The organism is Caulobacter segnis (assembly GCF_023935105.1).
GTDB lineage: Bacteria > Pseudomonadota > Alphaproteobacteria > Caulobacterales > Caulobacteraceae > Caulobacter > Caulobacter segnis_B.
Window position 1 is genome coordinate 5,637,623 of sequence record NZ_CP096040.1, and the last position, 25,924, is coordinate 5,663,546.

26 protein-coding genes and 1 pseudogene are annotated in these 25,924 nt (G+C 68.4%); 15 read left to right on the forward strand and 12 right to left on the reverse strand.

Translation table 11 applies throughout. The annotated features are described in order from the left end of the window. Positions 1-28: 28 nt before the first annotated feature. From MZV50_RS26185 to MZV50_RS26195, 3 genes are read left to right on the forward strand one after another with little or no spacing between them, the layout of a single operon-like run. Positions 29-1,132, forward strand: a complete 1,104-nt coding sequence (locus tag MZV50_RS26185) for an HlyD family secretion protein (protein ID WP_252632284.1) — start codon at positions 29-31, stop codon at positions 1,130-1,132. Positions 1,133-1,147: 15 nt separating this feature from the next. Next, positions 1,148-2,743 (forward strand): DHA2 family efflux MFS transporter permease subunit, encoded by a 1,596-nt coding sequence (locus tag MZV50_RS26190; protein ID WP_252632285.1) that lies wholly within the window; start codon positions 1,148-1,150, stop codon positions 2,741-2,743. Beyond that, complete coding sequence (locus MZV50_RS26195) at positions 2,743-3,351, forward strand: TetR/AcrR family transcriptional regulator (RefSeq protein WP_252632286.1); 609 nt, start codon at positions 2,743-2,745, stop codon at positions 3,349-3,351. Before MZV50_RS26190 ends, MZV50_RS26195 begins: the two co-directional genes overlap by 1 nt. Before the next feature lie 17 nt (positions 3,352-3,368). Here the strand turns inward: MZV50_RS26195 and MZV50_RS26200 are convergent, their stop codons facing one another. From MZV50_RS26200 to MZV50_RS26220, 5 genes are all read right to left on the reverse strand, one after another. Continuing rightward, positions 3,369-4,184, reverse strand: a complete 816-nt coding sequence (locus tag MZV50_RS26200; protein WP_252632287.1) for an enoyl-ACP reductase FabI — start codon at positions 4,182-4,184, stop codon at positions 3,369-3,371. A 77-nt stretch (positions 4,185-4,261) separates the two neighbouring features. After that, positions 4,262-6,064 carry an O-linked N-acetylglucosamine transferase, SPINDLY family protein gene (locus MZV50_RS26205; RefSeq protein ID WP_252632288.1) on the reverse strand — a complete coding sequence of 601 codons (1,803 nt, stop codon included), beginning with the start codon at positions 6,062-6,064 and terminating at the stop codon, positions 4,262-4,264. An 18-nt stretch (positions 6,065-6,082) separates the two neighbouring features. Next, entirely contained in the window at positions 6,083-7,297 is a 1,215-nt protein-coding gene (fabB, locus tag MZV50_RS26210; RefSeq protein WP_252632289.1) for a beta-ketoacyl-ACP synthase I, read from the reverse strand. 89 nt (positions 7,298-7,386) lie between these two features. Next, positions 7,387-7,902: a 3-hydroxyacyl-[acyl-carrier-protein] dehydratase FabA gene (gene fabA, locus MZV50_RS26215; protein WP_252632290.1), complete on the reverse strand. Its 516-nt coding sequence runs from the start codon at positions 7,900-7,902 to the stop codon at positions 7,387-7,389. 71 nt (positions 7,903-7,973) lie between these two features. Beyond that, positions 7,974-8,531: an SH3 domain-containing protein gene (locus MZV50_RS26220; RefSeq protein WP_436792194.1), complete on the reverse strand. Its 558-nt coding sequence runs from the start codon at positions 8,529-8,531 to the stop codon at positions 7,974-7,976. Positions 8,532-8,603: 72 nt separating this feature from the next. On the opposite strand from MZV50_RS26220, the gene MZV50_RS26225 reads away from it, so the two are divergent. Together MZV50_RS26225 and MZV50_RS26230 are read left to right on the forward strand one after the other, a co-directional pair. Then, positions 8,604-9,590, forward strand: coding sequence for a 2-hydroxyacid dehydrogenase (locus MZV50_RS26225; protein ID WP_252632291.1), 987 nt, complete (start codon positions 8,604-8,606; stop codon positions 9,588-9,590). Between the two features lie 64 nt (positions 9,591-9,654). Further along, positions 9,655-11,640 carry an alpha/beta hydrolase family protein gene (locus MZV50_RS26230; RefSeq protein WP_252632292.1) on the forward strand — a complete coding sequence of 662 codons (1,986 nt, stop codon included), beginning with the start codon at positions 9,655-9,657 and terminating at the stop codon, positions 11,638-11,640. Here MZV50_RS26230 and MZV50_RS26235 read toward each other — a convergent pair. The 3 genes and pseudogenes from MZV50_RS26235 to MZV50_RS26245 all read right to left on the reverse strand — a co-directional run bounded on the left by MZV50_RS26235 (position 11,637) and on the right by MZV50_RS26245 (position 14,991). After that, positions 11,637-13,151: an acetyl-CoA hydrolase/transferase family protein gene (locus MZV50_RS26235; protein ID WP_252632293.1), complete on the reverse strand. Its 1,515-nt coding sequence runs from the start codon at positions 13,149-13,151 to the stop codon at positions 11,637-11,639. The two genes, MZV50_RS26230 and MZV50_RS26235, sit on opposite strands and share 4 nt — an antisense overlap. Before the next feature lie 82 nt (positions 13,152-13,233). Further along, entirely contained in the window at positions 13,234-14,187 is a 954-nt protein-coding gene (locus MZV50_RS26240) for an alpha/beta fold hydrolase (RefSeq protein ID WP_252632294.1), read from the reverse strand. Between the two features lie 67 nt (positions 14,188-14,254). Continuing rightward, positions 14,255-14,991: pseudogene (locus MZV50_RS26245) on the reverse strand (HesA/MoeB/ThiF family protein). Between the two features lie 38 nt (positions 14,992-15,029). Between MZV50_RS26245 and hslV the strand changes: the two are divergent. From hslV to hslU, 3 genes are all read left to right on the forward strand, one after another. Further along, on the forward strand, positions 15,030-15,593 hold the full coding sequence (gene hslV, locus MZV50_RS26250) for an ATP-dependent protease subunit HslV (RefSeq protein ID WP_252632295.1): 564 nt from the start codon (positions 15,030-15,032) through the stop codon (positions 15,591-15,593). 84 nt (positions 15,594-15,677) lie between these two features. Continuing rightward, positions 15,678-16,520, forward strand: a complete 843-nt coding sequence (locus MZV50_RS26255) for a nuclear transport factor 2 family protein (protein ID WP_252632296.1) — start codon at positions 15,678-15,680, stop codon at positions 16,518-16,520. Then, on the forward strand, positions 16,517-17,812 hold the full coding sequence (gene hslU / locus MZV50_RS26260) for an ATP-dependent protease ATPase subunit HslU (protein ID WP_252632297.1): 1,296 nt from the start codon (positions 16,517-16,519) through the stop codon (positions 17,810-17,812). The genes MZV50_RS26255 and hslU overlap by 4 nt, the downstream gene beginning before the upstream one ends. Before the next feature lie 120 nt (positions 17,813-17,932). Here hslU and MZV50_RS26265 read toward each other — a convergent pair whose 3' ends face one another. Both MZV50_RS26265 and MZV50_RS26270 read right to left on the reverse strand, forming a co-directional pair. Further along, entirely contained in the window at positions 17,933-18,820 is an 888-nt protein-coding gene (locus tag MZV50_RS26265; RefSeq protein ID WP_252632298.1) for a methylated-DNA--[protein]-cysteine S-methyltransferase, read from the reverse strand. Between the two features lie 43 nt (positions 18,821-18,863). Continuing rightward, complete coding sequence (locus tag MZV50_RS26270) at positions 18,864-19,340, reverse strand: DUF2244 domain-containing protein (RefSeq protein WP_252632299.1); 477 nt, start codon at positions 19,338-19,340, stop codon at positions 18,864-18,866. 71 nt (positions 19,341-19,411) lie between these two features. Here MZV50_RS26270 and nth point away from each other — a divergent pair, with 71 nt between their 5' ends. Then, a complete protein-coding gene (gene nth / locus MZV50_RS26275) occupies positions 19,412-20,116 on the forward strand; it encodes an endonuclease III (RefSeq protein ID WP_252635318.1) in 705 nt (234 codons plus the stop codon). Positions 20,117-20,233: 117 nt separating this feature from the next. Here nth and MZV50_RS26280 read toward each other — a convergent pair whose 3' ends face one another. After that, positions 20,234-21,091, reverse strand: a complete 858-nt coding sequence (locus tag MZV50_RS26280) for an ATP-grasp domain-containing protein (protein ID WP_252632300.1) — start codon at positions 21,089-21,091, stop codon at positions 20,234-20,236. Between the two features lie 145 nt (positions 21,092-21,236). Between MZV50_RS26280 and MZV50_RS26285 the strand changes: the two genes are divergently transcribed. The 6 genes from MZV50_RS26285 to MZV50_RS26310 are packed head-to-tail and all read left to right on the forward strand — an operon-like array spanning position 21,237 to position 25,333. Beyond that, positions 21,237-22,226, forward strand: coding sequence for an adenosine kinase (locus tag MZV50_RS26285; RefSeq protein ID WP_252632301.1), 990 nt, complete (start codon positions 21,237-21,239; stop codon positions 22,224-22,226). A gap of 23 nt (positions 22,227-22,249) precedes the next feature. Beyond that, positions 22,250-22,840: an imidazoleglycerol-phosphate dehydratase HisB gene (gene hisB, locus MZV50_RS26290; protein ID WP_252632302.1), complete on the forward strand. Its 591-nt coding sequence runs from the start codon at positions 22,250-22,252 to the stop codon at positions 22,838-22,840. Between the two features lie 9 nt (positions 22,841-22,849). Then, complete coding sequence (gene hisH / locus MZV50_RS26295; RefSeq protein WP_252632303.1) at positions 22,850-23,491, forward strand: imidazole glycerol phosphate synthase subunit HisH; 642 nt, start codon at positions 22,850-22,852, stop codon at positions 23,489-23,491. Next, complete coding sequence (gene hisA, locus MZV50_RS26300) at positions 23,479-24,213, forward strand: 1-(5-phosphoribosyl)-5-[(5-phosphoribosylamino)methylideneamino]imidazole-4-carboxamide isomerase (RefSeq protein ID WP_252632304.1); 735 nt, start codon at positions 23,479-23,481, stop codon at positions 24,211-24,213. Before hisH ends, hisA begins: the two co-directional genes overlap by 13 nt. Continuing rightward, entirely contained in the window at positions 24,213-24,995 is a 783-nt protein-coding gene (hisF, locus tag MZV50_RS26305; RefSeq protein ID WP_252632305.1) for an imidazole glycerol phosphate synthase subunit HisF, read from the forward strand. The genes hisA and hisF overlap by 1 nt, the downstream gene beginning before the upstream one ends. Continuing rightward, positions 24,992-25,333 (forward strand): phosphoribosyl-ATP diphosphatase, encoded by a 342-nt coding sequence (locus MZV50_RS26310; RefSeq protein WP_252632306.1) that lies wholly within the window; start codon positions 24,992-24,994, stop codon positions 25,331-25,333. Before hisF ends, MZV50_RS26310 begins: the two co-directional genes overlap by 4 nt. Here MZV50_RS26310 and MZV50_RS26315 read toward each other — a convergent pair. Then, positions 25,330-25,902, reverse strand: a complete 573-nt coding sequence (locus tag MZV50_RS26315) for a DUF4337 domain-containing protein (RefSeq protein ID WP_252632307.1) — start codon at positions 25,900-25,902, stop codon at positions 25,330-25,332. The two genes, MZV50_RS26310 and MZV50_RS26315, sit on opposite strands and share 4 nt — an antisense overlap. Between the last annotated feature and the right edge of the window lie 22 nt (positions 25,903-25,924).

Below are 25,924 nucleotides of genomic sequence, written 5' to 3' on the forward strand. Positions count from 1 at the left end.
TGAAGCCTTTCGACAGGGATCTGGGTGCATGGCGACGCCGGGTAACAAGAAGCTGGTTCCGATGATCGTCGGCGGGGTCGTCCTCGTCGGCGTGGTCGTCGGCGGGACGCTGTGGTTCATCGACAAGCAGCGCTACGAGGCGACCGACAACGCCTTTGTCCAGGCCGACACCGTGCAGGTCAGCCCGCAGGTCTCGGGCTATGTCGCCGAGGTGCTGGTGGCCGACAACCAGCGGGTCGAGGCCGGCCAGGTGCTAGCCAGGATCGATCCGTCGACCTTCCAGGCCCGCCTGGACCAGGCCATCGCCAATGCCGGCGCCGCCGACGCGGCCATCCGCGCCGTCGACGACAAGAACAGCCTGGAACAGGCGATGATCGCCCAGAAGGCCGCCGGCGTGACCAGCGCCCAGGCCGACGCCGGCCGCGCCAGAGCCGACCTCGATCGCTACGACGCCCTGGCCAAGCAAGGCTGGGTCTCGCAGCAGAAGGTCCAGACCGAGCGCGCCGCCGCCACCCAGACCACCGCCAGCGTCGCGAGCGCCCAGGCCGCGCTGGAAGCCGAACGCCGCGCCGCCCAGTCGCTGGGCTCGGCCAAGGCCCAGGCCGTGGCGCAGTCCGCCGCCGCCCATGCCGCTGTCGAGCAAGCCAAGCTGGACCTGGAGCGCACCACGATCCGCGCGCCGGTCGCCGGCGTGGTCGGCGCCCGCTCGGTCCGTCCGGGCCAGCTGGTCCAGCCGGGCGTCGCGCTGATGTCGGTGGTGCCGCTGGGCCGCGCCTTCATCGTCGCCAATTTCAAGGAAACCCAGGTCGCCCGCATCCGCGTCGGCCAGCCGGTCGAGATCAAGGCCGACGCCTTCGGCAAGCAGAAGATCGTCGGCAAGGTCGACAGCTTCGCCCCCGCCACCGGCCAGGAGTTCGCCCTGATCCCGGTCGAGAACGCCGTCGGCAACTTCACCAAGATCACCCAGCGCCTGCCGGTCAAGATCGTCGTCGACCGCAGCCAGTTGGGCCAGGCCCTGCGGCCGGGCCTGTCGGTCGAGATCAAGGTCGACGTCCGCGACCGCTCGGGCCCCTCGTTCGCCGAGGCGGCCCAGGTCACGCCGCAGGTCGCCCGCCAGGGCGTGGATCGCTAGACGGAGCGACGCGTCATGACCGACGCCGCCCTCCCCGCCAGCGAAGCGCCCAAGACCGCCCCCGCCAAGCCCGAGGTCGACTGGGGCAAGCTGTTCCTGGGCTTCGGGGCCATGGTCATCGGCCAGTTCATGGCCATCCTGGACATCCAGATCGTCGCGGCCTCGCTGCCGCAGATCCAGGCCGGCGTCGGGGCCAGCACCGATCAGATCAGCTGGATCCAGACCGCCTATCTGATCCCCGAGGTCGTGATGATCCCGCTGTCGGGATATCTGTCACGGCTGTGGGGCACCCAGCGGCTCTACCTGATCTCGTGCACCGGCTTCATCGTCATGAGCGTGCTGACGGGCCTGAGCTCGTCGATCGACATGATGATCCTGACCCGGGCGCTACAGGGCTTCATCGGCGGGGCGATGATCCCGACGGTGTTCGCCGTGGCCTTCACCGCCTTCCCGCCCGAGCGGCGGGTGACGGCCAGCGTGATCATGGGCCTGATCGTCACCCTGGCCCCGACGGTCGGCCCCACCCTGGGCGGCCACTTGACCGAGGCTCTGTCCTGGCGCTGGCTGTTCTTCATCAACGTCCCGACCGGACTGATCGTGCTGTTCGGCGTGGCCCGCTGGGGCGAGTTCGACAAGGGCGACCCCAGCCTGGCCAAGGGCTTCGACTGGTTCGGCCTGGCCGTGATGGCGATCTTCCTGATGAGCATGCAGTACGTGCTGGAGGAAGGCGCCAAGGACGACTGGTTCGACGACACCGGCATCCTGTGGCTGACCGTGGTGGCCGTGCTGGGCGGAACCCTGTTCATCTGGCGACAGCTGACCTATCGCAACCCCATCGTCGAGCTACGGGCCTTCGCCAACCGCAACTTCACCGTCGGCGTGGCCATGACCGCCGTCTCGGGCGCCAGCCTGTTCGGGGGCACCTTCCTGCTGCCGCAGTTCCTGGGCCGGGTGCGCCACTATTCGGCGTCGGAGGTCGGCACCACCATGGTCGTCTCGGGCCTGTCGATGTTCCTGACCGGGCCCATCGCCGGGCGACTGGTGCGCAAGACCGACCCGCGCGTGCCGATGTTCATCGGCTTCGTTCTGGCCGGCTGGGGCATGTACATGGCCCACGGCGTGACCAAGGACTGGGGTTTCTGGGAGTTCGCCGGGGTTCAGGCTTGCCGTGGCGTCGGGGTCATGATCGCCATGATCGCGACCCAGCAGATCACGATGAGCACCCTGCCGCCGCACATGGTCAAGAACGCCTCGGGCCTGGTGAACCTGTCGCGCAACACCGGCGGGGCGATCGGCCTCGCCCTGCTGGCGACCTCGATCACCCAGCAGACGGCGCTGTACTACGACGACATGACCTCGAAGGTCACCCAGGGCGGGGCCACGGCCAACATGATGGCCGGCCTGACCGAGCGGATGATGCAGCTGGGCGTCGCCGACCCCGGCGGCGCGGCGCGCAAGGCCATCGGCGGCATGATGCAGCAGCAGGCCACGGTGATGGCCTTCGGCGACAGCTTCACCCTGCTGGCCATCGGCTGCTTCGTCGCCGCGGGCGTCTCGCTGCTGGCCGCCCCCGTCAAGAACGCCCCCCCGCCGCCTTCGGACGCTCACTGATGCCGCGCATTCCCGGACAGATCGATGTCGCCAAGACCGAAGCGATCCTCGACGCCGCCGTCGAGGTGATCGGCGAGCGCGGCCTGGCGGCCCCGATGGAGGCCATCGCCCGCCGCGCCGGGGTCTCCAAGCAGACGGTCTACAACCACTACGGCTCGAAGGCCGACCTGATGCGGGCCCTGATGACCAGGCGGGTGGAGAGCATCACCGCCTCGCTGCGCGAGCCCGGCGCGGTCGACAATCCGACCGAGGCCCTGGAGGCCTACGCCCGTTCGATGCTGGAGACCGTGGTCACCAACAAGAGCTATTCGATGATGCGGGTGATCATGCTGGGCGCGGGCGAAATGCCGGACGTGGCCCAGGAGGTCTTCGAGGCTGGCCCCCGCGCCGCCCGTCGGCAGCTGGCGGCCTTCCTGCAGATGGAGACCGAGCTGGGTCGGCTGAAGGTCGAGAACTTCGAGGAGGCCGCCGAGTTCTTCTCCGGCATGGTCATGGGCCACAGCCAGATGCGCTCGATGCTGCGCCTGCCGTCCGACAAGACCCCGGAAGAGTACGGCCGCCTCGCGCGGGAGGCGGCCGTCCGTTTCATGAGAGCTTACGCGCCCTAGCCTTGGTGGGACCTGGCTTACGCTTCCTCGGCGTCCGGCATGCCCATCATGTGGAAGCCGGCGTCGACGTGGACGACTTCGCCCGTGGTCGACTTGCCGAGGTCCGAGGCCAGCCACAGGGCGCAACCGGCGACGCCTTCCATCGAGGTGTCTTCCTTCATCGCGCTGAACGCGCGGCCTTGGGCGATCATGCCGCGGCCGCCCGAGATGCCGGCCAGGGCCAGGGTGCGCATGGCGCCGGCCGAGATGGCGTTGGCGCGGATGCCCTTGGGCCCCAGGTCGCGGGCGATGTAGCGGGTCGAAGCTTCCAGAGCCGCCTTGGCCACGCCCATGGTGTTGTAATTCGGGATGGTCCGCTCCGACCCCAGATAGGTCATGGTGATCAGCGAGCCGCCGTTCGGCATGATCTTGCTGGCGCGCTTGGCCACGTCGACGAAGCTGAAGGCCGAGATGTTCATGGCCAGCAGGAAGCCCTCGCGGGTCGTGTTGTCCACGAACGAGCCCTTAAGCTCGTTCTTGTTGGCGAAGGCCACCGAGTGGATCACGAAGTCGATCGTCCCGAAGACCTTCTCGATCTCGGCGAAGGCGGCGTCCATCGAGGCGTCGTCGGTGACGTCGGCCGGGATCAGCGTCTTGACGCCGATGCTCTCGGCCAGCGGGCGCACCCGGCGCTCCAATTCCTCGCCCTGGTAGGTGAAGGCCATCTCGGCGCCCTGGGCGGCCAATTGGCTGGCGATGCCCCAGGCGATCGAGTTGTGGTTGGCCACGCCCATGACGAGGCCCTTCTTGCCCCGCATCAGCTCGCCCTTGGGGAACGCGTAATCGTCGGCCATGTGTCGGGCCCTCTTTCGCAAATCGTTGACCGCTGGTTAGCAGGGGCCGGCGCCCGGCGGAACCCTTCAGCGGTCTTTCAGCGTCGGACCCTGTCGGCCAAGGCCGCTTCCAGCGACCGGGCGAAGGCTGAGGGATCGAACACGGCGGACGCCTCGACGGCCGCGCGGACACGGGTTTTCAGGGCCGCCAGGCCCGCGCGGTCATCGGCCAGGGCGACGGCCTTGGCGACATAGCGGGCGCGGTCAGCCGCGATCAGCTCAGGCAGGTCCAGGGCCGTCAGCAGGCTGGCCCCGACCCGGCTGGCGAAACTCTTGCCCGGCAAGCTCAGTATCGGAATCCCCATGCGCAGGGCGTCGCTGGCGGTCGTGTGGGCCCCATAGGGCCAAGTGTCGAGCACGAGATCGGCCAGGGCGTGGCGGGCCAGGTGCTCGGCGTGCGGCGCGGGCTGAGCAAAGACCAGCCGCTCCAGCTCGATCCCGCCGGCGACCGCATGGGCGCGCAGGTTTTCCGCCGCTCCCGGCGCGCCGGCATAGAGCCAAAGCACGCTCCGCGGCGCGGCCTTCAGGATCGCCATCCAGGTCGCGAACACCTCGGGCGTGATCTTGGCCGGATTGTTGAAACAGCAGAAGACGAAGACGGCCTCGGGCAGCCCCTCGGCGGCGCGGCTCGGCGGCGGCGGAAGTTCGGTCAGGCGGTCATTGGGCTGGTAGAGCGGCAGGCGGACCACCGCCTCGGACCAGAACCCTTCCGCGCCCGGCGGGATGGTCACGGCGTCGGCCAGGACGATGTCGGCATGTCGGCCCAGCGTGCCTGGATAGCCTAGCCAACTGACCTGCACCGGCGCGGCGCGATGAGCCAGGATCCCCGGCCGGCCGTCCTGGGTATAGCCCTTGAGGTCGACGACGATGTCGACGCCGCGCGCACGGCAAAGCTCGGCGATCGCCGCGTCCGACAGGCTGCGGACCTCGATCCAGTGCTCACAAGCGGCCTTCAGGCGCTCGCGCATCGGGCCGCCCGTGTCCGGACCATACGAAACGGCGAAGATCTCGAACCGGGAGCGGTCGTGCGCCTCCAGCACGCCCGCCAGCAGGCGAGCCGTGGCGTGCGCGTGCAGGTCGGACGACAGATAGGCCACGCGGATCCTGTCGCCCGGCGGCCGAACCGGCCATGTCGGCGCTGGGCGCTCGGGCGGCGCGGCCAGTTCGGCGCAGCGGCGGTGCAGGGCCGGCTCGTCGAACATCGCCAGGGCGGCGAAGGGCGAAACACCCAGCCGACCCAGCTTCAGGTCCGCCTTGACCAGCATGTCCAGCGCCGCGTCCTCGCGCCAGTCGCAGGTCTGGCGGCGCGCCCACATCAGGTCGCCCGAGACGCGGGTGTGCAGCGGGTCGATCTCCAGCACCGCTTCCAGATCGCGCGCCGCCTCGGCCGGTCGGTTCAGCAGCGACTTCAAGGCCGCGCGGCTGGCCAGCGTCTTGGCGTCGCCTGGCGAGAGCTGGACAGCGCGATCGAGCACCGCCAGCGCCTCCTCGAAGCCGCCCAGTCTTTGCAGCGATACGGCCAGGGCGCCGAGAACCGGCGGGTTGTCGGGATCGACCGCCAGAGCGGTACGAGCGGCGGCGACCACCTCGGCATCACGCCCTAGGCTATTGAGAACCAAGGCCTTTGCGGACAGCAAGCCAGGTCGCTCACTATCCAGCACCAGCCCTTCGTCAAGGGCGACGAGCGCCGCTTCCGCCTGGTCCAGCCCCAGTCGCGCCACGCCCAGCAGGTGCCAGGCCTCGACGCTGGGCGCTTCGAGGACCAGCCGCTCGCACAAGGCGGCGGCCTCGGCCAATCGGCCGGCTCTGTACAGATCGAAAGCCTCGCGGGCGGTCGTCAAACGCGCCCCCGAGATCCGCTAGTCGACGCGGCTGAAGATCAACGTGCCGTTGGTGCCGCCGAAGCCGAAGCTGTTGGACATCACCGTGGTCAGCGGCGTGTCGGCGCGCTGGCGCAGGATCGGCAGGTCGGCGAACTCGGGGTCCAGCTCCTCGATATGAGCGCTCTCGGCGGCGAAGCCGTTGTTGAGCATCAGGATCGAGTAGATGGCCTCCTGCGCGCCGGCCGCGCCCAGGCTGTGGCCGGTCAGGGACTTGGTCGACGAGATCATCGGCGGCTTGTCGCCGAACACCTCGCGCACCGCGCCCATCTCCTTGCTGTCGCCGACCGGCGTCGAGGTGCCGTGCGGGTTCAGGTAGTCGATCGCGCGATCGCCGGCCTGCGCCATCGCCAGGCGCATGCAGCGCGCCGCGCCCTCGCCCGAGGGCGCCACCATGTCGTAGCCGTCGGAGTTGGCGGCGTAGCCGACCACTTCACCGTAGATCTTGGCCCCGCGCGCCTTGGCGTGCTCGTACTCTTCCAGCACCACGATGCCCGCGCCGCCGGCGATCACGAAGCCGTCGCGGTTCTTGTCGTAGGCCCGGCTGGCCACCGCTGGACGGTCGTTGAAGTTGGTGCTCATGGCGCCCATGGCGTCGAACAGGTTCGACAAGGTCCAGTCCAGCTCCTCGCAGCCGCCGGCGAAGACGATGTCCTGCTTGCCCATCTGGATCTGCTCGGCGCCCGCGCCGATGCAGTGGGCGCTGGTCGCGCAGGCCGAGCTGATCGAATAGTTGATCCCGCGGATCTTGAACCAGGTCGACAGCACCGCCGACGGGCCCGAGCTCATGGCCTTGGGCACCGCGAACGGGCCGATCCGCTTGGGACCCTTCTCCATCGTGGTGGCGGCGGCCTGGACGATGATGCTGGTCGAGGGACCGCCCGAACCGACGATCAGGCCGGTGCGCTCGTTCGAGATCTCGCCCTCCGCGAGCCCGGAGTCGGCGATCGCCTGCTCCATGGCGACGTGGGCATAGGCCAGGCCGGGCGACAGGAAGCGCGCCGCGCGGCGATCCACCAGCGACTCCCACTCGATCTGGGGCGCGGCATGGACCTGGCAGCGGAAGCCGCGCTCGGCGTATTCCGGTGCGAAGATCACGCCGGACTTGGCTTCGCGCAGGGAAGCCAGCACCTCATTGGCGTTGTTGCCGATGGACGAGACGATCCCCAGTCCGGTGACGACGACGCGACGCATGTCTCTAATTCCTCTTCTCCCCCCAAACCCATCAGGGGGCCGGCTCTCTAACGTCCGGTCTCGTCCAACGGATCTCTGCTTCTAACGGATCAAGACGCCATCTGCTCGGCCGTGAACAGGCCGACCTTCAGGTCCTTGGTTTCGTAGATCACCTTACCATCGGCTTCCAGGACGCCCTCGCCGATTCCCATGACGAGCTTGCGCATGATGACCCGCTTCAAGTCGATCTTGTAGACGACTTTCTTGACGGCGGGCGTGACCTGGCCGGTGAATTTCACCTCGCCGACGCCCAGGGCGCGGCCCCGGCCGGGCGCGCCCGACCAGCCCAGGAAGAAGCCGACCAGCTGCCACATGGCGTCCAGGCCCAGGCAACCCGGCATGACGGGGTCGCCGATGAAGTGGCAGCCGAAGAACCAGAGATCGGGATTGATGTCGAACTCGGCCTCGACATAGCCCTTGCCGTACTTGCCGCCGTCGGACTCGATCCGCACGATCCGGTCGAACATCAGCATCGGCGGGGCCGGCAGCTGGGCGTTGCCCGGACCGAAAAGCTCGCCGCGACCGCAAGCCAGGAGTTCTTCGAAGGTGTAGGCGTTCTTCTGCATGGGGGACGCCCTAGCACGGCGGCGGGTCAGGCCTCAACGTTTCCCTGATCCCGTATGTTCCTGGAGCTTGACTATCCCTTGCGGCACTGGATGGCCGGATCGGTGCCCCAGATGTCGGTTTCCCGCGCCCAGCCGGATGATCCGTCCGCCCGCAGGCGGCACCAGCCCTTCTCGCACTTGTCGAGGTTGGCGATCGCATGCCCCTTCAGATAGGCGCTGACCTTGGCCCCGGGCTTGGGCGCGTTCAGCAGCGGCAGATTGCTGGGCTGCACCCGCATGGCCGAGCGGCGGCCGTCGGTGGTGCGCTTGTGGACCCAGGCCAGCCCGCCCTCGGGATCACAGATCCGCCGCCACTCGCGCGTTTCGGCCACGACCTGCACCGGCAGGCCCTTGGCATGGTAGATCCATAGCAGCTGGTGGGCCTCGTCCGGACCGTTGCGCGCATTGACCTCGGCGTATTTCAGCGAGACGTAGCGCGGCACGTCTAATCCCGAAGGGGTGATCCGGGGTCCGTCGGCCGCCGCCGGGCCGGCCAGTAAGGCCGTGCTCGCCGCAATTCCGACGAGACTGGCGGTCAAATGCATCCTGAACGCCCCGCGTGACGAACGATGTTCTATTTTCGACGGCATGTTGCTTGGCCCCCTCGGGCCCCTTTGCTACAGCTTTCAAACGCCCGTCAGTGAGAGCTTTTCAAACCGCCCATGGCCGCCCGCAAGCTCAAAGTCATCGTCACCCGCAAACTCCCCGATCCGGTGGAGACGCGGATGTGCGAACTGTTCGACACCGAACTGAACGTCTCCGACAAGCCCTTGACGGCCGATGAACTGGTCGACGCCATGAGCCGCGCTGACGTGCTGGTGCCGACGATCACCGATCGTATCGACTCCCGCCTTCTGTCGCGATCCGGCGATCAGCTCAAGTTGATCGCGAATTTCGGGGCCGGCGTGGACAATATCGACGTCGCCACCGCCAACGCGCGCGGCATCATCGTCACCAACACGCCCGGCGTCCTGACCGAGGACACCGCCGACCTGACCATGACCCTGATCATGGCCGCCTCGCGCCGGATCGTCGAAGGCGCCGAGGTGGTTAAGGCCGGCGGCTTCCACGGCTGGTCGCCGACCTGGATGCTGGGCCGCCGCCTGTGGGGTAAGCGCATCGGCATCATCGGCATGGGCCGCATCGGCCAGGCCGTCGCCCGCCGCGCCAAGGCCTTCGGCATGCAGGTGCACTATCACAACCGCAAGCCCGTCAGCCCGCGCATCGCCGAAGAGCTGGGCTGCACCTACTGGGAAAGCCTGGACCAGATGCTGGCCCGGATGGACTTCGTCTCGATCAACTGCCCGCACACCCCGGCCACCTACCACCTGCTGTCGGCCCGCCGGCTGAAGCTGCTGCGACCGCACGCCGTCGTCGTCAACACCGCCCGCGGCGAGGTGATCGACGAAGGCGCCCTGGCCAACATGCTGGCCAAGGGCGAAATCGCCGGCGCCGGCCTCGACGTCTACGAGCACGAGCCGGCCATCAACCCCAAGCTGCTGAAGCTGCCCAATGTCGTTCTGCTGCCCCACATGGGCTCGGCCACGGTCGAGGGCCGCATCGACATGGGCGAGAAGGTCATCGTCAACGTGAAGACCTTCATGGACGGCCACAGACCGCCGGACCGGGTCATCCCGTCGATGCTTTAAGGCGAAGCTTGACCTGAAGTTCAGAACCGAGCACCTGTCGCGAAGGTTGCATCGGGGGCTTTGCATGATTTCCAGACGCGCAATCCTGGCCGGCGGCGTGGCGACGCCAGGCTTGCTGTCGGTTGCGCGCGCCGCGACGTCACCACCCTCCGCCTCTGAACTGACCGCACCCCCGACGGTCCTGGGAGCGGCCCTTTCGCCGAACGGCGCCCAGCTGGCGGTGCTGCACGTCGAACACGCCGGAGAAGGCTTGAAAGCCTATGTCCTGCTGCAGGACGTCAACAAGCCCAAGGGGCAGCCCACGGTGGTCCTGATCGGCGACTACGACGTACAGAAGATTCAGTGGGCCAATGACGAACGGCTGTTGATCTGGGTGAATATCCACAAGGAATTGGACGGCACGCCCACCCGCCTCCGTTTCGGTGACCTCTATTTCGATGCACCCAAGCAGCGCATCTTGTCGATGAATCTCGATGGATCCGAATCTGCTCTGCTGTTTGGACAGGAAGAACTGCTGCTCCGCGAGTTCGATCTGGCCACAGTCGTCGATACCCTGCCCGAAGATCCGAACCTGATCCTGATGCAGGCCTGGGACGGACAGAAGCTTCGCTACATGCTCTACAAAGTCGACGTGCGCACAGGTGCCGTGGCGGCGTTCGAACGCGGAGAGCCGTCGACTTACGGCTGGTTCACCCAGAATGGCGTGCCGGTGGTGCGCTTCGACAGCAACCGCCGGGGCACCGTGGTGTCGCTGTTCACCCGCGCGCCCGGCGCTAAGGACTGGACACTCTATCGCAAACTCCGGCGCGACGAGATGCGCCGTTTCTCGGATCTCGAGATTGTCGGCGCCACGACCGAGCCCGGCATCCTGTTAGCCTCTTCCCAACGCGAAAACGACGATGGGCACGTGCTACGGCGTTTCGATCTCAACACGTTGGAACTGGGTGAGACCGTGGCGTCCCGTCCGGAGCGCGACATCGTCGATGTCTTCCAGGACGATCGCGGCAAGCTGCTGGCGGCGGTCGTCGCCGAGGATCGCCGCGATTATGTCTTCTTCGAGCCGGCGCTCAAGGCCAGTTTCGAGCAGCTGTCGACGGTGTTCAAGCACGACGTCAACCTGACCTTCGTCGACGTCAGCCTCGATCATCGGCGGTTTGTTCTGCACACCAGCAGTCCCACCGACCCCGGCTCATACTGGTTTTATGACGCCGCCGGCTTCCTGAGCCTGTTGGGCCAGGCCTATCCGTGGTTGAATGGCCGCTTGGCTCCGATGAGCATTCTGAAGCTCAAGGCGCGGGACGGCCTGGACCTGACCGCCTATCTGACTCTGCCAGCCAACGCCACGGGACCGTGCCCGCTGATCGTCTACCCCCACGGCGGTCCGGAGTTGCGCGACAACTACAGCTTCGATGTCTTTACCCAGGCCTTCGCCGCGAAGGGCTGGGCGGTGCTGCAGGTCAATTTCCGAGGATCGGGCGGCTATGGCCGGGCCTTCGCCGACGCTGGTCGCAAGCGCTGGGGCGTCGAAATGCAAAACGACATCGAGGACGCTCTGGCCACCGTCCTGTCCAGCGGCAAGATCGATCGCAACCGCATCGCCATCTGCGGCGCCAGCTATGGCGGCTACGCGGCCCTGATGGGCGCGGTGAAGACGCCCGACGCCTACCGCGCTGTCGTCTCGATCGCCGGCGTCACACACCTGGACGACTTCATCGCCAGCGTGCGCCGCGAGGATGGCGCTGACGCGCCGAGCTATCAGTACTGGCTCAAGACGATCGGTGATCCCGTCGCCGACAAGGCGCTGCTGGCCTCGAGCTCGCCCGCGCTGCGGGCTCGCGAGATCCGCGCCCCGGTCCTTCTGATCCATGGCGCGGCCGACTCCGTCGTGCCGGTCGAGCAGTCGAAGACCATGTCCCGAGCCCTGAAGGCCGCGGGCCGTTCAGCCAAATATGTCCAGATGGACTGGGTCGGGCACCGCGGCTGGGACCGGTTCACGCTGACCAGCATCCTGACTCAGGCCGCCGACCACATCGCCAAGGCCTTCGCCTAGCCCCGCATGTCTCCCGTCTCCACGAAGCGCTGGTGCCAGGCGAAGGCCTCGTTCAGCAGGGTCGGGGACTGCTGGCCGTAGGAGTCGCGGCGGGCGCGGGCCAGGTAGTCCTTCAGCGCCGGGCGATAGTCCGGGTGCGAGCAGTTCTCGATGATGACCTCGGCCCGCTGGCGGGGCGACAGGCCGCGCAGGTCGGCCAGGCCCTGTTCGGTGACCAGGATCTGGACGTCCTGGTTGATGTGATCGACGTGCGGGGCCTTGGGCACGATCGTCGAGATCTTGCCGCCCTTGGCCGTCGAGGGGGCCATGAAGATCGAGACATAGGCGTTGCGGGCGAAGTCGCCGCTGCCGCCGATGCCGTTCTGGATGCGCGAGCCCATCAGGTGGGTCGAATTCACCGCCCCGTGGATGTCGGCCTCGATCATGCCGTTCATGGCGATGCAGCCGAGACGGCGGATCACCTCAGGGTGGTTGCTGATCTCCTGCGGGCGCAGCACCAGGCGGTCGCGGAAGCGGGCCATGTCGGCGTTGAGGGCGGCGGCGGCCTGCGGGCTCAGCGAAAAGGCCGTGGCCGAGGCGGTCAGCAGCTTGCCGGCCTCCATCAGCTCCAGCATCCCGTCCTGCAGCACCTCGGTATAGGCGGTCAGGTTGTCGAACGGACCGTCGACCAGGCCCGACATCACCGCGTTGGCGATGTTGCCCACCCCCGACTGCAGCGGCAGCAGGCTGGCCGGCAGGCGGCCGCGCGCCACCTCGTGACGGAAGAACTCCAGCAGGTGGCCGGCGATGGCGCGATGGTCTTCGCCGGGGGCGTCGAACGGCAGGTTGCGGTCGGGGGAATCGGTCTCGACCACCGCGACCACCTTGGCCGGATCGCAGCGGAAATAGGCTTCACCGATGCGATCGTCGGGGCGAACCAGCGGGATCGGCACCCGGTTCGGCGGCAGGGCCGTGCCGTAGTAGATGTCGTGCATCCCCTCCAGCGCCGGGTTCTGCCAGCGGTTCACCTCGAGGATCACCTTCGAGGCGCGGTCGATCCAGGTCTTGTTGTTGCCCACCGACGAGGACGGGATCAGCGAGCCGTCGGGCCGGATCCCGCTGACCTCGATGATCGCCGTGTCTAGCGGGCCCAGGAACCCTTGCCAGGCCATCGGCGCGACCTGGGACAGGTGCATGTCGAAATAGTCCATCTCGCCGCGATTGATCTTGTCGCGGGCGATGGGGTCGGAATTGTAGGGCAGGCGGAACTCTATGCCGTCGGCCTTGGCCAGGGCCCCGTCCAGCTCCGGTCCCGTCGAGGCGCCGGTCCAGACCCGCAGGCGGAAGGGGTTTCCGGCGGCGTGCTCGGCCTCGATCCGGCTGGCCAGGGCCATCGGCACGGCCTTGGGATAGCCCGAGCCGGTGAAGCCGCTCATGCCGACCGTGCTGCCCGGGTCGATCAGGGTGGCGGCGTCCTCCGCCGACATCACCTTGGCCCGCAGGCTGTCCAATCCGATCCGCGATGCGCTCATCACCCGATGTCTCCGTCTGGGATGACGGGGGCATAGCCAGCCGCGACGACGGAGTCTGTTCCGTAATATCCCGAGGAGCGCGTTATTTGGCCGGATGGGCCGCTAGCCAGGCCCTCAGGTCGGCGACGGAGCGTTCGGGGATCTGCTCCATCGGCACATGGCCGACGCCGGGATAGAGGATCAGGGTCGCGCCCGGGATGGCCTTGCGGAATTTCTCGCCGTCGGCTGGCGGGATCACACGGTCGTCCTGGCCAAAGATCACCAGGGTCGGAACGCGGATGGTCGACAGGTCCGGCGCCGTGGCCACCCGGCGCGGCCGCTGGCCCAGCAGGATCACGCGGTGGCCGGGCGCCCGCGCCAGGTCGACATAGCGGTCTATCAGCGCCGGCGTCACCAGCTTGGGGTCGACATAGGCCGAACGCAGGGCCTGGGTCATCAACGGCCGGATCTCGATCTCCTTCAGCACCTGGCGGCCGACCGGATTGGCCAGGAACTTGAAGATCATGCCCCCGCTCCGGCCGGGCGTCGGCCAGCCGGCGGCGTCGACCAGCACCAGGCGCTCGACCCGATCCGGATGGTCCAGGGCGTAGGTCCAGGCCACCTCGCCGCCCATCGAATTGCCGCCCAGGGTGAAGCGCGACAGGCCAAGGCCCCGAGTCACACCGTCGACCGTCGCCTCGAAACTATCTGGACGAACCACATAGGCGTCGCTGGTCCGGGTCAGGCCATGGCCCGGCAGATCCAGCATGACCACGCGATAGTCCCTGGACAGCGCCTCGACCCAGCCGTCCCAGGCGTGGGTCGAGGCCGCGAAGCCGTGCACCAGCACGATGGCCGGCGCGCCGCGCGGGCCGACGTCGCGATAGTGCGCGCGCACGCCGCCGGGCAGATCCATGTAGCGGGAGTCCGCATAGCCATACCGCGCCTCGAGCGTGGCGTAGGGTATGTCCGGCCGCCGCATCAGCAGCCAGCCGATGCTGGCCAACACGGCGATCAGCAACAGGGCGGTCGCCAGACCGCGCGCCAGCGTCTTCATCCCGCCCTCCCCGACGCACGGAACACCCTAACTCGAAGGTTGAACGAACGACGTTCTTTCAACGCCGTCAAGCGCCGCACGCTGGACAATGGGGATCGGCCCCGATCCGCACCGTGCGGGTCTCGGCGGCCAGGGCGTCGTGGATCAGGAGCTTGCCGGACAAGGGCTGGCCGGCGCCGACGATCAGCTTGACCGCCTCCAGCGCCATCATCGATCCGATCACCCCCGCCAGGGCTCCCACCACGCCGACCAGGGCGCAGGTCTCGGCGTCCGGCGGGATTTCGGGCACCAGGCAGCGATAGCAGGGCTTGCCGTGGAACACGCCGACCTGGCCCGTCCAGCGGCCCAGGGCTCCGCTGACCAGCGGCTTGCCATGGGCCAGGCACGCGTCGCTGACGGCGAAGCGGGTGGCGAAGTCGTCGGTGCCGTCCAACACCAGGTCATACCGCGCGACGATGTCGCCGGCGTTGGCCGCGTCCAGCCATACCTTATGCGTCTCGACCGCCGTGTGCGGGTTCAGGGCCGACAGCCGCTCGACCGCCGCCTCGACCTTGGGCCGGCCGACATCTGCCGTGGCGTAGAGCACCTGGCGCTGCAGGTTCGACAGCGAGACGTCGTCCGGATCCACGAGGCCTATGGTCCCGACGCCCGCCGCGGCCAGGTACAGCGCGGCCGGCGCGCCCAGCCCCCGGCCCCGACCACCAGCACCCGCGCGGCCTTCAGCTTCTGCTGCCCGGGACCGCCGACCTCGCGCAGGACCAGATGGCGGGCGTAGCGCTCGACCTCTTCCTGCGAGAAGCTCATCCTTGATCTCCGCGTTGAACCTCGCCACATGCGAGACCATGCAAAACAGCTCTTCCTTCCCCGACTGGCACGGCACGACCATTCTGGCGGTGCGCAAGAACGGACAGACCGTGATCGCCGGCGACGGACAGGTCTCCATGGGCCCAACCGTCGTCAAGGGCAACGCCCGCAAGGTGCGCCGACTGGCCGGCGGTAAGGTGGTGGCGGGCTTCGCCGGCGCGACGGCCGACGCCTTCACGCTCATCGAGCGTTTGGAAGCCAAGCTGGAGCAATACCCCGACCAGCTGGCCCGCGCCTGCGTCGACCTGGCCAAGGACTGGCGCACCGATCGCTACCTGCGCAAGCTGGAAGCCATGCTGCTGGTGGCCGACAAGACCGCCATCTACACCGTCACCGGCGTCGGCGACGTGCTGGAGCCGGGCGAAAGCGCCGACGGCAATGCGGTGGCCGCCATCGGCTCGGGCGGAAACTACGCCCTGGCGGCCGGCAAGGCCCTGATCGACCAGGACCTTTCGGCCGAAGCGCTGGCCCGCAAGGCGATGGGCATCGCCGCCGAGATCTGCGTCTACACCAACGGCAACCTGACGGTCGAAGTCCTCTAGGGCGAAGTCTCGTAGGCTTTCGTCGCAAACGGGATGCGCGGCGGACTCTCTCGGCGCTTGGCTGGGCGCAGGGAGGGTCCCGCCATGCTGAAGACCGTTTTGACCGTTTGCGTGGCGCTGATCGGCGCCAGCGCCGCCTTGGCCGACCCCAAGACTCCCGCCGACCAGGTAGAGGCCGCGGAACGCGCCTTCGCCGCCGACGGCCTGGCCCTGGGGATCAAGGCGTCGTTCCTCAAGCACATGGCCGACGACGCCATCATCTTCACCCCGGCGCCGACCAACGCCCGCGCCTTCTACGGCGGGCAATCGGGCGAGGGCGAGCCGAAGCTGGAATGGTGGCCGGCCTGGGTTGTCGCGGCGCGGTCAGGCGACCTGGCCTTGTCCACGGGTCCGTCTTTCTTCGACGGCAAGCCGAGCGGCTGGTTCTCCAGTATCTGGCGCAAGGACGCCGACGGCGTCTGGCGCTGGATCTATGACGGCGGCGGCGCGGCTGATCCGGTCTTGGCGCCAGTCCAAACGACGCCAGCGGCGAAGGGTCCCGTGGCAGCCTTGGGCGAAGGCTCGCCGGCCAAGGCCTTCGATGCGGTTCGCGCGGCCGAAGCGATGCTGAGCCGATCGGCTGAGCATGACGCCGCCCAGGCCTACAAGGCGTTTCTGGCATCGGACGCCCGCCTGATCGGACCACGCGGGACCCGCGCCCTGCTTTCGACCGCGATCCAGGCGCGCCTGCAACGGCTTCCGAGCGCCATGAGGCTGACCCTGCGCGGCGGCGGCGCGTCCAAGGCCGGCGACCTCGTCTGGACCCACGGCGAGGCGACTTGGCGCCAGACGGGTCAAAATTTGGTCCAAGCCCACTATATGCATGTCTGGCAAAGGCGGCCGGAAGGCTGGCGCCTGATCTTCGAGACCCTGATCAACGACCGATGACCGAGTTTTCCCCCCGCGAGATCGTTTCCGAACTGGACCGCTACATCGTCGGCCACGCCGAGGCCAAGAAGGCCGTCGCCGTGGCCCTGCGCAATCGCTGGCGCCGACGGCGCGTGCCGGCCGACCTGCGTGACGAGGTGACGCCTAAGAACATCCTGCTGATCGGCCCCACGGGCGTCGGCAAGACCGAGATCGCCCGCCGCCTGGCCAAGCTGGCCCAAGCGCCGTTCCTCAAGGTCGAGGCCACCAAGTTCACCGAGGTCGGCTATGTCGGCCGCGACGTCGACCAGATCGTCCGCGACCTGGTGGAAAGCGCCCTGGCCATGGTCCGTGACAAGCGCCGCGCCGCCGTCCGCGCCAAGGCCGAGGCCGCCGCCGAGGACCGCATCCTCGACGCCCTGACCGGTCCTGGCGCCACGGCCGCCCGCGACAGCTTCCGCAAGAAGCTGCGAGCCGGCGAGCTGGACGACAAGGAAATCGAGCTGCAGCTGGCCGATACCGGCGGCGGCCAGACCTTCGAGATCCCCGGCCAGCCCGGCGCGGCGATGTTCAACCTGTCGGACATGATGAAGTCGCTAGGCGGCGGTCGCAGCAAGACCCACAAGACCACCGTATCCGGCGCCTGGGCCCCGCTGATCGCCGAGGAGAGCGACAAGCTGCTCGATCAGGAAGCCCTGACCCAGGAAGCCCTGGAGCTGGCCGAGAACCACGGCATCGTCTTCCTGGACGAGATCGACAAGGTCGCCAGCTCGTCGCAACGCTCGGGCGCGGACGTGTCCCGCGAGGGCGTGCAGCGCGACCTGCTGCCGCTGATCGAGGGCACGACGGTCTCGACCAAGTATGGCCCGGTGAAGACCGACCACATCCTGTTCATCGCCTCTGGCGCCTTCCACGTGGCCAAGCCCAGCGACCTGCTGCCCGAGCTGCAGGGCCGCCTGCCGATCCGCGTCGAGCTGAAGGGCCTGTCGCGCGACGACATGCGCCGGATCCTGACCGAGCCGGAAGCCAATCTGATCCGCCAGCACCAGGCCCTGATGCTGACGGAAGGCCTGACCCTGACCTTCACCGACGAGGCCATCGACGCCGTCGCCGACGCGGCGGTGGCCGTGAACGGCTCGGTCGAGAATATCGGCGCCCGGCGTCTGCAGACCATTCTGGAAAAGGTGGTCGAGGAGATCAGCTTCACCGCCGCCGATCGCGGCGGCGAGACGGTGACGGTCGACGCGGCCTATGTGCAGGACCGCGTCGGGGCGCTGGCGGCGAACGCGGATCTGAGCCGGTTTATTTTGTAGCGGTTACTTGCCCCCTCCGCGCTTCGCGCTCCTCCCCCAAAGGGGGAAGAAGGATCGCGGCGCACCTTCCGCCCCCTATGGGGGCGGACGACCTGCGAAGCAGGTCAGGTGGGGCAAGTATCACCCCGCCTTGGCCACCGCCTCCATCCCCAGGATCGCCGCCTTCCGCGCGAGGCCCCAGTGGTAGCCGGTCAGCTTGCCGCTCTTGGCGATGGCGCGGTGGCAGGGGATCAGCAGCGAGATCGGATTGGCCCCGATGGCGCCGCCAGTGGCCTGGAAGGCCTTGGGCTTGCCGGCCCAGCCGGCGACCTGGCCATAGGTGGCCGTCTCGCCCGCCGGGATGTTGAGCAAGGCCTTCCAGACCTGAATGTGGAACGGCGAGCCGATCAACACCACCGGCAGCGGCCCCTCCCCGCCCGTAAAGGCGTGCAAGGCCGTGGCCTGAGCGGCTTCGTCGTCGCGGATCCAGTCGGCGGCCGGAAAGCGGCGGTGCATGTCGGCGAAGCTCACCGCGTCATCGCCGTCCGAGAACGCCAGGCCCGCCAGGCCGCGATCGGCCATCACGAACAGGCCCTTGCCGAACGGCGTCGGAGCCCAGCCCCAGCGCAGCCGCATGCCCGCCCCGCGCCGACGCACCTCGCCCGGGGTCACCGCCTCCTGGGCGATGAACAGGTCGTGCAGGCGCGAGGGGCCGGAGAGGCCGGCGTCGAAGGCCGCGTCCAGCACCGTGCCGCCGGCCTCCAGCGAGCGGCGGGCCTCGGCATGGGCGATGGCCGAGACGAAGCTCTTGGGGCTGACCCCGGCCCAGCGGGTGAAGATGCGCTGGAAGTGGAACGGCGACAGGCCCACGGCCTGGGCGGCCTCGTCCAGCGAGGGATGATCGGACCACCGCTCGGCCAGCCAGTCCAGCGCCTTGGCCATGCGGTGATAGTCGACCGAGCGTTCGGCCAGACGGACCAGCTCTTCGTTCCCGGTCGGAAAGGGATTTGCGTCGTATGCCATGCTCATAGGCTACGGCCCACGCCGAACAGTGTCCGCCCGGTTCTTGCTGTCATGACCAGCGCTCGTTGCGGGCGGCGCGGATGGCCTCCTGCAGGTCGCCGGCGAAGCTCATCCGCTCGTCCGGCCCAAGCGACCGGGCCAGGGTCAGGCGTCGACGGTGGATCATCAGCCGCACGCGGGTCTCGTGCTCGCCCGGATGGTCGACCCCGACGCGGGTGAAGGCGGTCGGCGAGGTCCAGACCGTGCGCGCGCCCTTCTCGTCCTCGCGGCTGACCGTGACAGCCTCGGCGGTGACCTGGACGCGTTCGACCCGGCGGGCGGCGCGATCCGAAGCGCGCAGCGCCAGCCATAGGGCCAGGACGTCCAGCCCCAGGAACGGCAGCACCGGCGGCGCTCCGAGCACCAGCAGGAAGATCGCCACCAGGGCGTTGAAGGCCATCATCACGCCCAGCAGCACCGCCGCCCCCTGCGGGCTCAGCGAGCGATGCGGCGCGATCACGCGGTCCATGTAGATCGGCAAGGCCATGGCCGGAGAATTTAGGCCCGCGCCCCGCGCTTGGCGAGCCGTCCTTGTTGGCGTTTCAGGCGCATCACGGCATGGTCCGGCCCATGGTCAAGCCCGCTCTCAAGAAGAAGAAGCCCGCCACGAAGCGGATCAGTCCCGCCGAGCGCGAGCGGGTCGAGATCCTGTTTGCGCGCTTCGAAAGCCTGGAGCTGCATCCCAAGACCGAGCTGAACTACGCCAACCCCTACGAGCTGGTCACCGCCGTGGCGTTGTCGGCCCAGGCCACCGACGTCCAGGTCAACAAGGCCACGGGCCCGCTGTTCCAGGTCGCCGACAGCGCCGAAAAGATGCTGGAGCTCGGCGAAGAGGGGCTGATCAAGCACATCGCCTCGATCGGCCTGTTCCGCACCAAGGCCAAGAACGTCATCGCCGCCGCCCAGATCCTGATGGACAAGCATGGCGGCCAGGTCCCGCTGAACCGCGCCGACCTCGAGGCCCTGCCCGGCGTGGGCCGCAAGACCGCCAGCGTGGTGCTGAACGAGCTGGACATCGAACCGGCCATCGCCGTCGACACCCACGTCTTCCGCGTCTCGCACCGGCTGAAGCTGTCGGCGGGCAAGACCCCCGACGCGGTCGAGCAGGACCTGATGCGGATCGTGCCCCCGCCCTACCAGACCCGGGCGCACCACTGGCTGATCCTGCACGGGCGGTATGTCTGCGTGGCGCGGAAACCGAAGTGCGAGATCTGCAAGATCAGCGATCTTTGCCCGTCGCGGGAGCTGTTCCTGGGGGCCTAACTTGCTCCCTCCGCGCCTTCGGCGCTCCTCCACCAGAGGGGGAAGACGGAACGCGCGAACCTTCCGCCCCTTTTGGGGGCGGACGACCGCGAAGCGGTCAGGTGGGGGCCTGCTGAGCTAGCCGATCGCCCTAACCACCGCCGCCGCGAAGGCCGCGCCGTCGTCGTGGGCGTGTTGCAGGAAGAGGTCCGGCTCGATCACCTCCAGCTCCATCAGCTGCGGGGTGTGCTCTAGGCCCCGGATCAGGTCGACCCGCGCATAGGTCAGCGGCGCGCCGGCGGCTTCCAGCACCATCTGCGCCGCGCGCAGGGCCTCGGGCTCGGGCGCGATCTCGCTGACCAGGCCGCCGAATTGCGGCTGGACCCGGAAGTCGCCCTGGACGGCGACCTTGGTCACCGCGTGGCTGAAATGGCCGTCGAAATAGAACAGCGACAGCTCGCCCTCCTCGCCCACCGCCGGCAGGAACGGCTGGATCAGGGCCGGGCCGCTGGGGCCGCCCTCGAGCGAACCGTGCCGCTTGACCCGGATCGTCTCGTGCGAACCGCCGGAGATCTGCGGCTTGACCACCACCTCGTCGACCCCGAAGGCGTCGAAGGCGGCCTGGACCGCCTCCGGCGTCAGTTGGTCGTGGGTGTGGGTCGGCACCACGGGCGCGCCCTTGCCGGCCAGCTCGACCAGATAGGTCTTGATCGAGTTCCAGCGCATCACCGCAGCCGGGTTGGCCACCCGGATCCCGTCGCGCTCCAAGCCGTCCAGGAACGCGAACCACTCGGCCTCGCGGCCGTGATAGCCCCAGGCCAGAAGCGGCATGACCAGACGGGCCTGATCCTTCTCGACCGGATCGGTCCACGGCTGGGCCGCCACGACCAGGCCCCTGGCGCGCAGCGGCGCGGCCAGCCGCTCGAACAGCGGACGCCAGCTGTCGGCGAAGCGCGCCTCGTCGCGGGCGGGGACCAGGATCAGGACGTCGACCATCGGTTTACTCGTGCTGGCTAGGGTCTGGGAGCTAGGATGTCGCAGGCCTGGGGGCAACCCTTACGTTGCCTTAGGGCCCCACATCCTTTAATCGCCGTGTCGTTTGGGCTTTTGGCCCTGCTCTTTCAAAGGTTTGCTCCGCCCCATGACCGCGCTCTACGACGTCGCCGGCATCGGCAACGCCATCGTCGACGTCATCGCCCAGTGCGACGACGCCTTCCTCGCCCAGGAAGGCCTGACCAAGGCTTCGATGGCCCTGATCGACCCGGCGCGCGCGGCGACCCTGTACGACGCCATGGCGGCGGGCATCGAGGCCTCGGGCGGCAGCGTCGCCAACACCATGGCCGGCATCGCCAGCTTCGGCGCCAAGGCCGCCTATATCGGCAAGGTCGCCGACGACCAGCTGGGCCGCGTCTTTCGCCACGACATGAAGGCGATCGGCTGCACGTTCACCACTCCGTCGCTGGCCGAAGGCCCGGCCACGGCCCAATGCCTGATTAACGTCACGCCCGACGCCCAGCGCACCATGTCGACCTATCTGGGCGCCTGCGTGGAGCTGAACTCGGCCGACGTCGATCCCGAGATCATCGAGGCGGCCCAGATCTCGTATCTGGAAGGCTATCTGTTCGACCCGCCAGAAGCCCGCCGCGCCTTCGCCAAGGCCGCCGCCCTGGCCCACGGCGCGGGGCGCAAGATCGCCATCACCCTGTCCGACAGCTTCGTGGTCGAGCGCCACCGCGCCGGCCTGCTGGGCTTCATCGAGACCCAGTGCGACATCGTCTTCGCCAACGCCTCGGAAGTCTGCGCCCTGTTCGAGACCGACGATTTCGACGCGGCCGCCCAGGCCCTGGCCGACCGGGTCGAGATCGCCGCCGTCACGCGCAGCGAAAAGGGCTCGGTGGTGATCTCCAAGGGGCAGTTGCACGAAATCTCGGCCTATCCCGTGGAAAAAGTCGTGGACACGACCGGCGCGGGGGACCAATACGCGGCCGGTTTCCTCTACGGTCTGAGCCAAGGCCGCCCGCTGCCGGTGTGCGGTCAGCTGGGCAGTCTCGCCGCCGCCGAGGTGATCGACCACTATGGTCCGCGCCCGCAGGTTTCCCTGCGCGAGCTGGCCCAAAAGAACGGCCTCTAGAGCAGAACGGACTGTAAAAGAGCATGGCCCGCACCGCTGAAGTGGTCCGCGAGACGAAGGAGACCCAGATCCGGGTCTGGATCGATCTCGACGGGACCGGCGTCTCGACGATCTCCACCGGCATTGGTTTCTACGACCATATGCTGGAGAGCTTCGCGCGCCACGGCGGCTTCGACCTGAAGGTCGATACCAAGGGCGACCTGCACATCGACATGCACCACACGGTCGAGGACACCGGCATCGTGCTGGGCCTGGCGATCAACAAGGCGCTGGACGGCTTCAAGGGCATCCGGCGCTTCGGCGCGGCCTATATCCCGATGGACGAGACCCTGACGCGCTGCGCCATCGACCTGTCCAACCGCCCGTATCTGATCTGGAAGGTCGACTTCAAGCGGCCCAAGGTCGGCGAGATGGACACCGAGCTCTTCAAGGAGTTCCACCACGCGTTCGCCATGAACTGCGGGGCGTGCGTCCACCTGGAGACCCTGTACGGCGACAACACCCACCACGTCGCCGAAAGCGGCTTCAAGGCCCTGGCCCGGGCGCTGCGTCAGGCGGTCGAGCTCGACCCGAAGACCGGCGGCCAAGCCCCGTCCACCAAGGGCGTGCTGTAGGAACCTTCCATGCAGACCCTCGCCCTGATCGACTACGGGTCGGGCAATCTGCGTTCGGCCGAGAAGGCCCTGCGTGAAGCGGCCCGCCGAAGCGCGCTGGACGCCGAGATTGTCGTCACCGCCGATCCCGACCTTGTCGCCAAGGCCGATCGCGTCTTCCTGCCCGGCGTCGGCGCCTTCGCCTCGTGCCGCGCCGGCCTGGACGCCACCGGCGTCTATGAAGCGATGAACCAGGCCGTGCACGGCCGCGGCGTGCCGTTCATGGGCATCTGCGTCGGCCATCAGCTCCTGGCCACCGAGGGCCTGGAGTTCGGCGTCACCCCCGGCCTCGACTGGATCGCCGGCCAGGTGAAGAAGCTCGAGCCCAACGATCCCGCGCTAACCATCCCGCACATGGGCTGGAACGCCATCACCTTCGTCCGCCCGCACCCGCTGTTCGCGGGGATCGAGGACGGCGCCCACATGTACTACGCCAACTCGTTCGCCCTGAACGCCGCCGACCCCGCCGACGTGGTCGCGACCACGGACCACGGGGGTCCGTTCACGGCGGCGGTGGCCAAGGGCAATGTCGCGGGCGTACAGTTCCACCCCGAAAAATCACAAAGTGCCGGGCTCGCCCTGCTCGCCAACTTCCTGGAATGGCGCCCATGATCCTCTATCCCGCCATCGACCTGAAGGACGGCCAGTGCGTGCGCCTGCTGCACGGCGACATGGAGAAGGCCACGGTCTTCAACACCTCGCCCGCCGACCAGGCCCAGCGCTTCGTCAAGGACGGCTTCTCGTGGCTGCACGTCGTCGACCTGAACGGCGCCATCGAGGGCAAGTCGGTCAACACCGCCGCCGTGGAGTCGATCCTGGAGTCGATCTCGATACCGGTGCAGCTGGGCGGCGGCATCCGCACGCTGGAAGGCGTCGAGGCCTGGATCGAGGCGGGCGTGTCCCGCGTCATCCTGGGCACCGTGGCCGTCCACGATCCCGACCTGGTCAAGAAGGCCGCCCGCCTGTGGCCCGAGCAGATCGCCGTGGCCGTCGACGTCCGTGACGGCAAGGTCGCGGTCGACGGCTGGACGGGCCTCTCGGACCTGTCGGCGATCGACCTGTCGCGCCGCTTCGAGGACGCCGGCGTCGCCGCCCTGATCATCACCGACATCAGCCGCGACGGCGCCCTCACGGGGGTTAATGTCGAGGGCGTGGGCGAGCTGGCCGACGCTGTCTCGATCCCCGTCATCGCCTCGGGCGGCGTCGCCGCCGTGGCCGACATCGAGCGCCTCAAGGCGCGCGAGGGCGTCGAGATCGCCGGCGCCATCCTGGGCCGCTCGCTCTACGCCGGCACGATCAAGCCGGCCGAAGCCCTGATCGCGGCGGCCGCCTGATGCTGAAGACCCGGATCATTCCCTGCCTCGACGTGAAGGACGGGCGGGTGGTCAAGGGGGTCAACTTCGTCTCCCTGCGCGACGCCGGCGACCCGGTGGAGCAGGCGCGGGCCTATGACGCCGCCGGCGCCGACGAGCTGATGTTCCTGGACATCACCGCGTCGAGCGAAGGCCGGGGCCTGATCCTGGACGTCATCTCGCGCACCGCCGAGGTCTGCTTCATGCCCGTCTCGGTGGGCGGCGGCGTGCGCCAGGTGTCCGACATGCGGCGCCTGCTGCTGGCCGGGGCCGACAAGGTCTCGACCAACACCGCCGCCGTGGAAAATCCCGACCTGATCGCCGCCGGCGCCGACGCCTTCGGGGCCCAGTGCGTGGTCGTGGCCATCGACGCCAAGGCGCGCGAGGATGGCTCGGGCTGGAACGTCTGGACCTATGGCGGCCGCAAGGACACCGGCATCGACGTGGTCGAGTGGGCCGCCAAGGTCGTCGAGCGCGGCGCGGGCGAGATCCTGCTGACCTCGATGGACCGCGACGGCGCCAAGATCGGCTACGACATTCCGCTGCTCAAGGCCGTGACCGGCGAAGTGTCGGTGCCGGTGATCGCCTCGGGCGGGGCCGGCAAGACCGAGCACCTCGTGGAAGCCGCCCGCGACGGCCACGCCGCCGCCGTGCTGGCCGCCTCGATCTTCCACTTCGGCGAGATCTCGATCGGCGAGGCCAAGCAGGCCATGGCCGACGCCGGCATCCCGGTGCGCCTGGACAGCCTGAAGGGGGCCGCATGAGCCAGCGCCTGACCGCCGTCCTGGAACGTTTGGCCGCGACGATCGAGGCCCGCAAGGGCGGCGATCCCTCGGTGTCGTACACCGCCAAGCTGCTGAACGATCCAGCCTTGGCCGCCAAGAAGCTGGGCGAGGAAGCCGTCGAGACGGTGATCGCGGCGGTGGCTCTTAAGTCTCAGGAAGGGGGTCCCGAGGCCCTGGCCGCCGAGAGCGCCGACCTGCTGTACCACTGGCTGGCCCTGATGGCGGCGTCGGGCGTCTCGCTGGACGCCGTGGCCGAGAAGCTGGAAGCCCGCGAGGGCACGTCCGGCATCGCCGAGAAGGCGTCCCGGACGCGCTAGCCCAGCAGCTTACTCATAAAGGCCGAATGCAGGCTCCAGCCCAGGAAGCCGGCCAGGCCCATCACCACGCCCAGCGCCCCGAACCCCCACGACGCCCAAAGCGCCACCGGGATCTCGACCAGCGCCGCCACCGCGGCGATCGACACGGCGATCGAGATCAGGGCGTCCGAGGCGTCGAACTGGTCGTCATGGACATTCAGCGCATCATACTGCGCCGAGAAGCCTTCGGCCTTGGCCTTTAGGGCCGGAACTTCCGCCCGGTACTTGGCGATCTCGGCCCGCAACCGCAGGGTCTCGACCTGGATGGCGTCGGTCGCGCGCCGGTCGTCCGTCAACGCCATCAGCCGGGTCTGGTTCAGCGCCGTCTCGTCGATGTGCAGCTTGGTCTTGGTGGCCTGGTACTCATTCCAGGCGTCGACGCTGTCGGACTGCGCCTGCTGCATGGCCTGGACGATGTTGCCGTCCTTGACGCCCGCCAGGCCCATGAAGATCGACAAGGCCACGACGGTGATCGCCACCTTTCGATTGAGGCTCTTGTCCTTGGCCTCGGCCCCGATCTCGATGTCCATGCGCGCCTCCGAACTTCGGCGA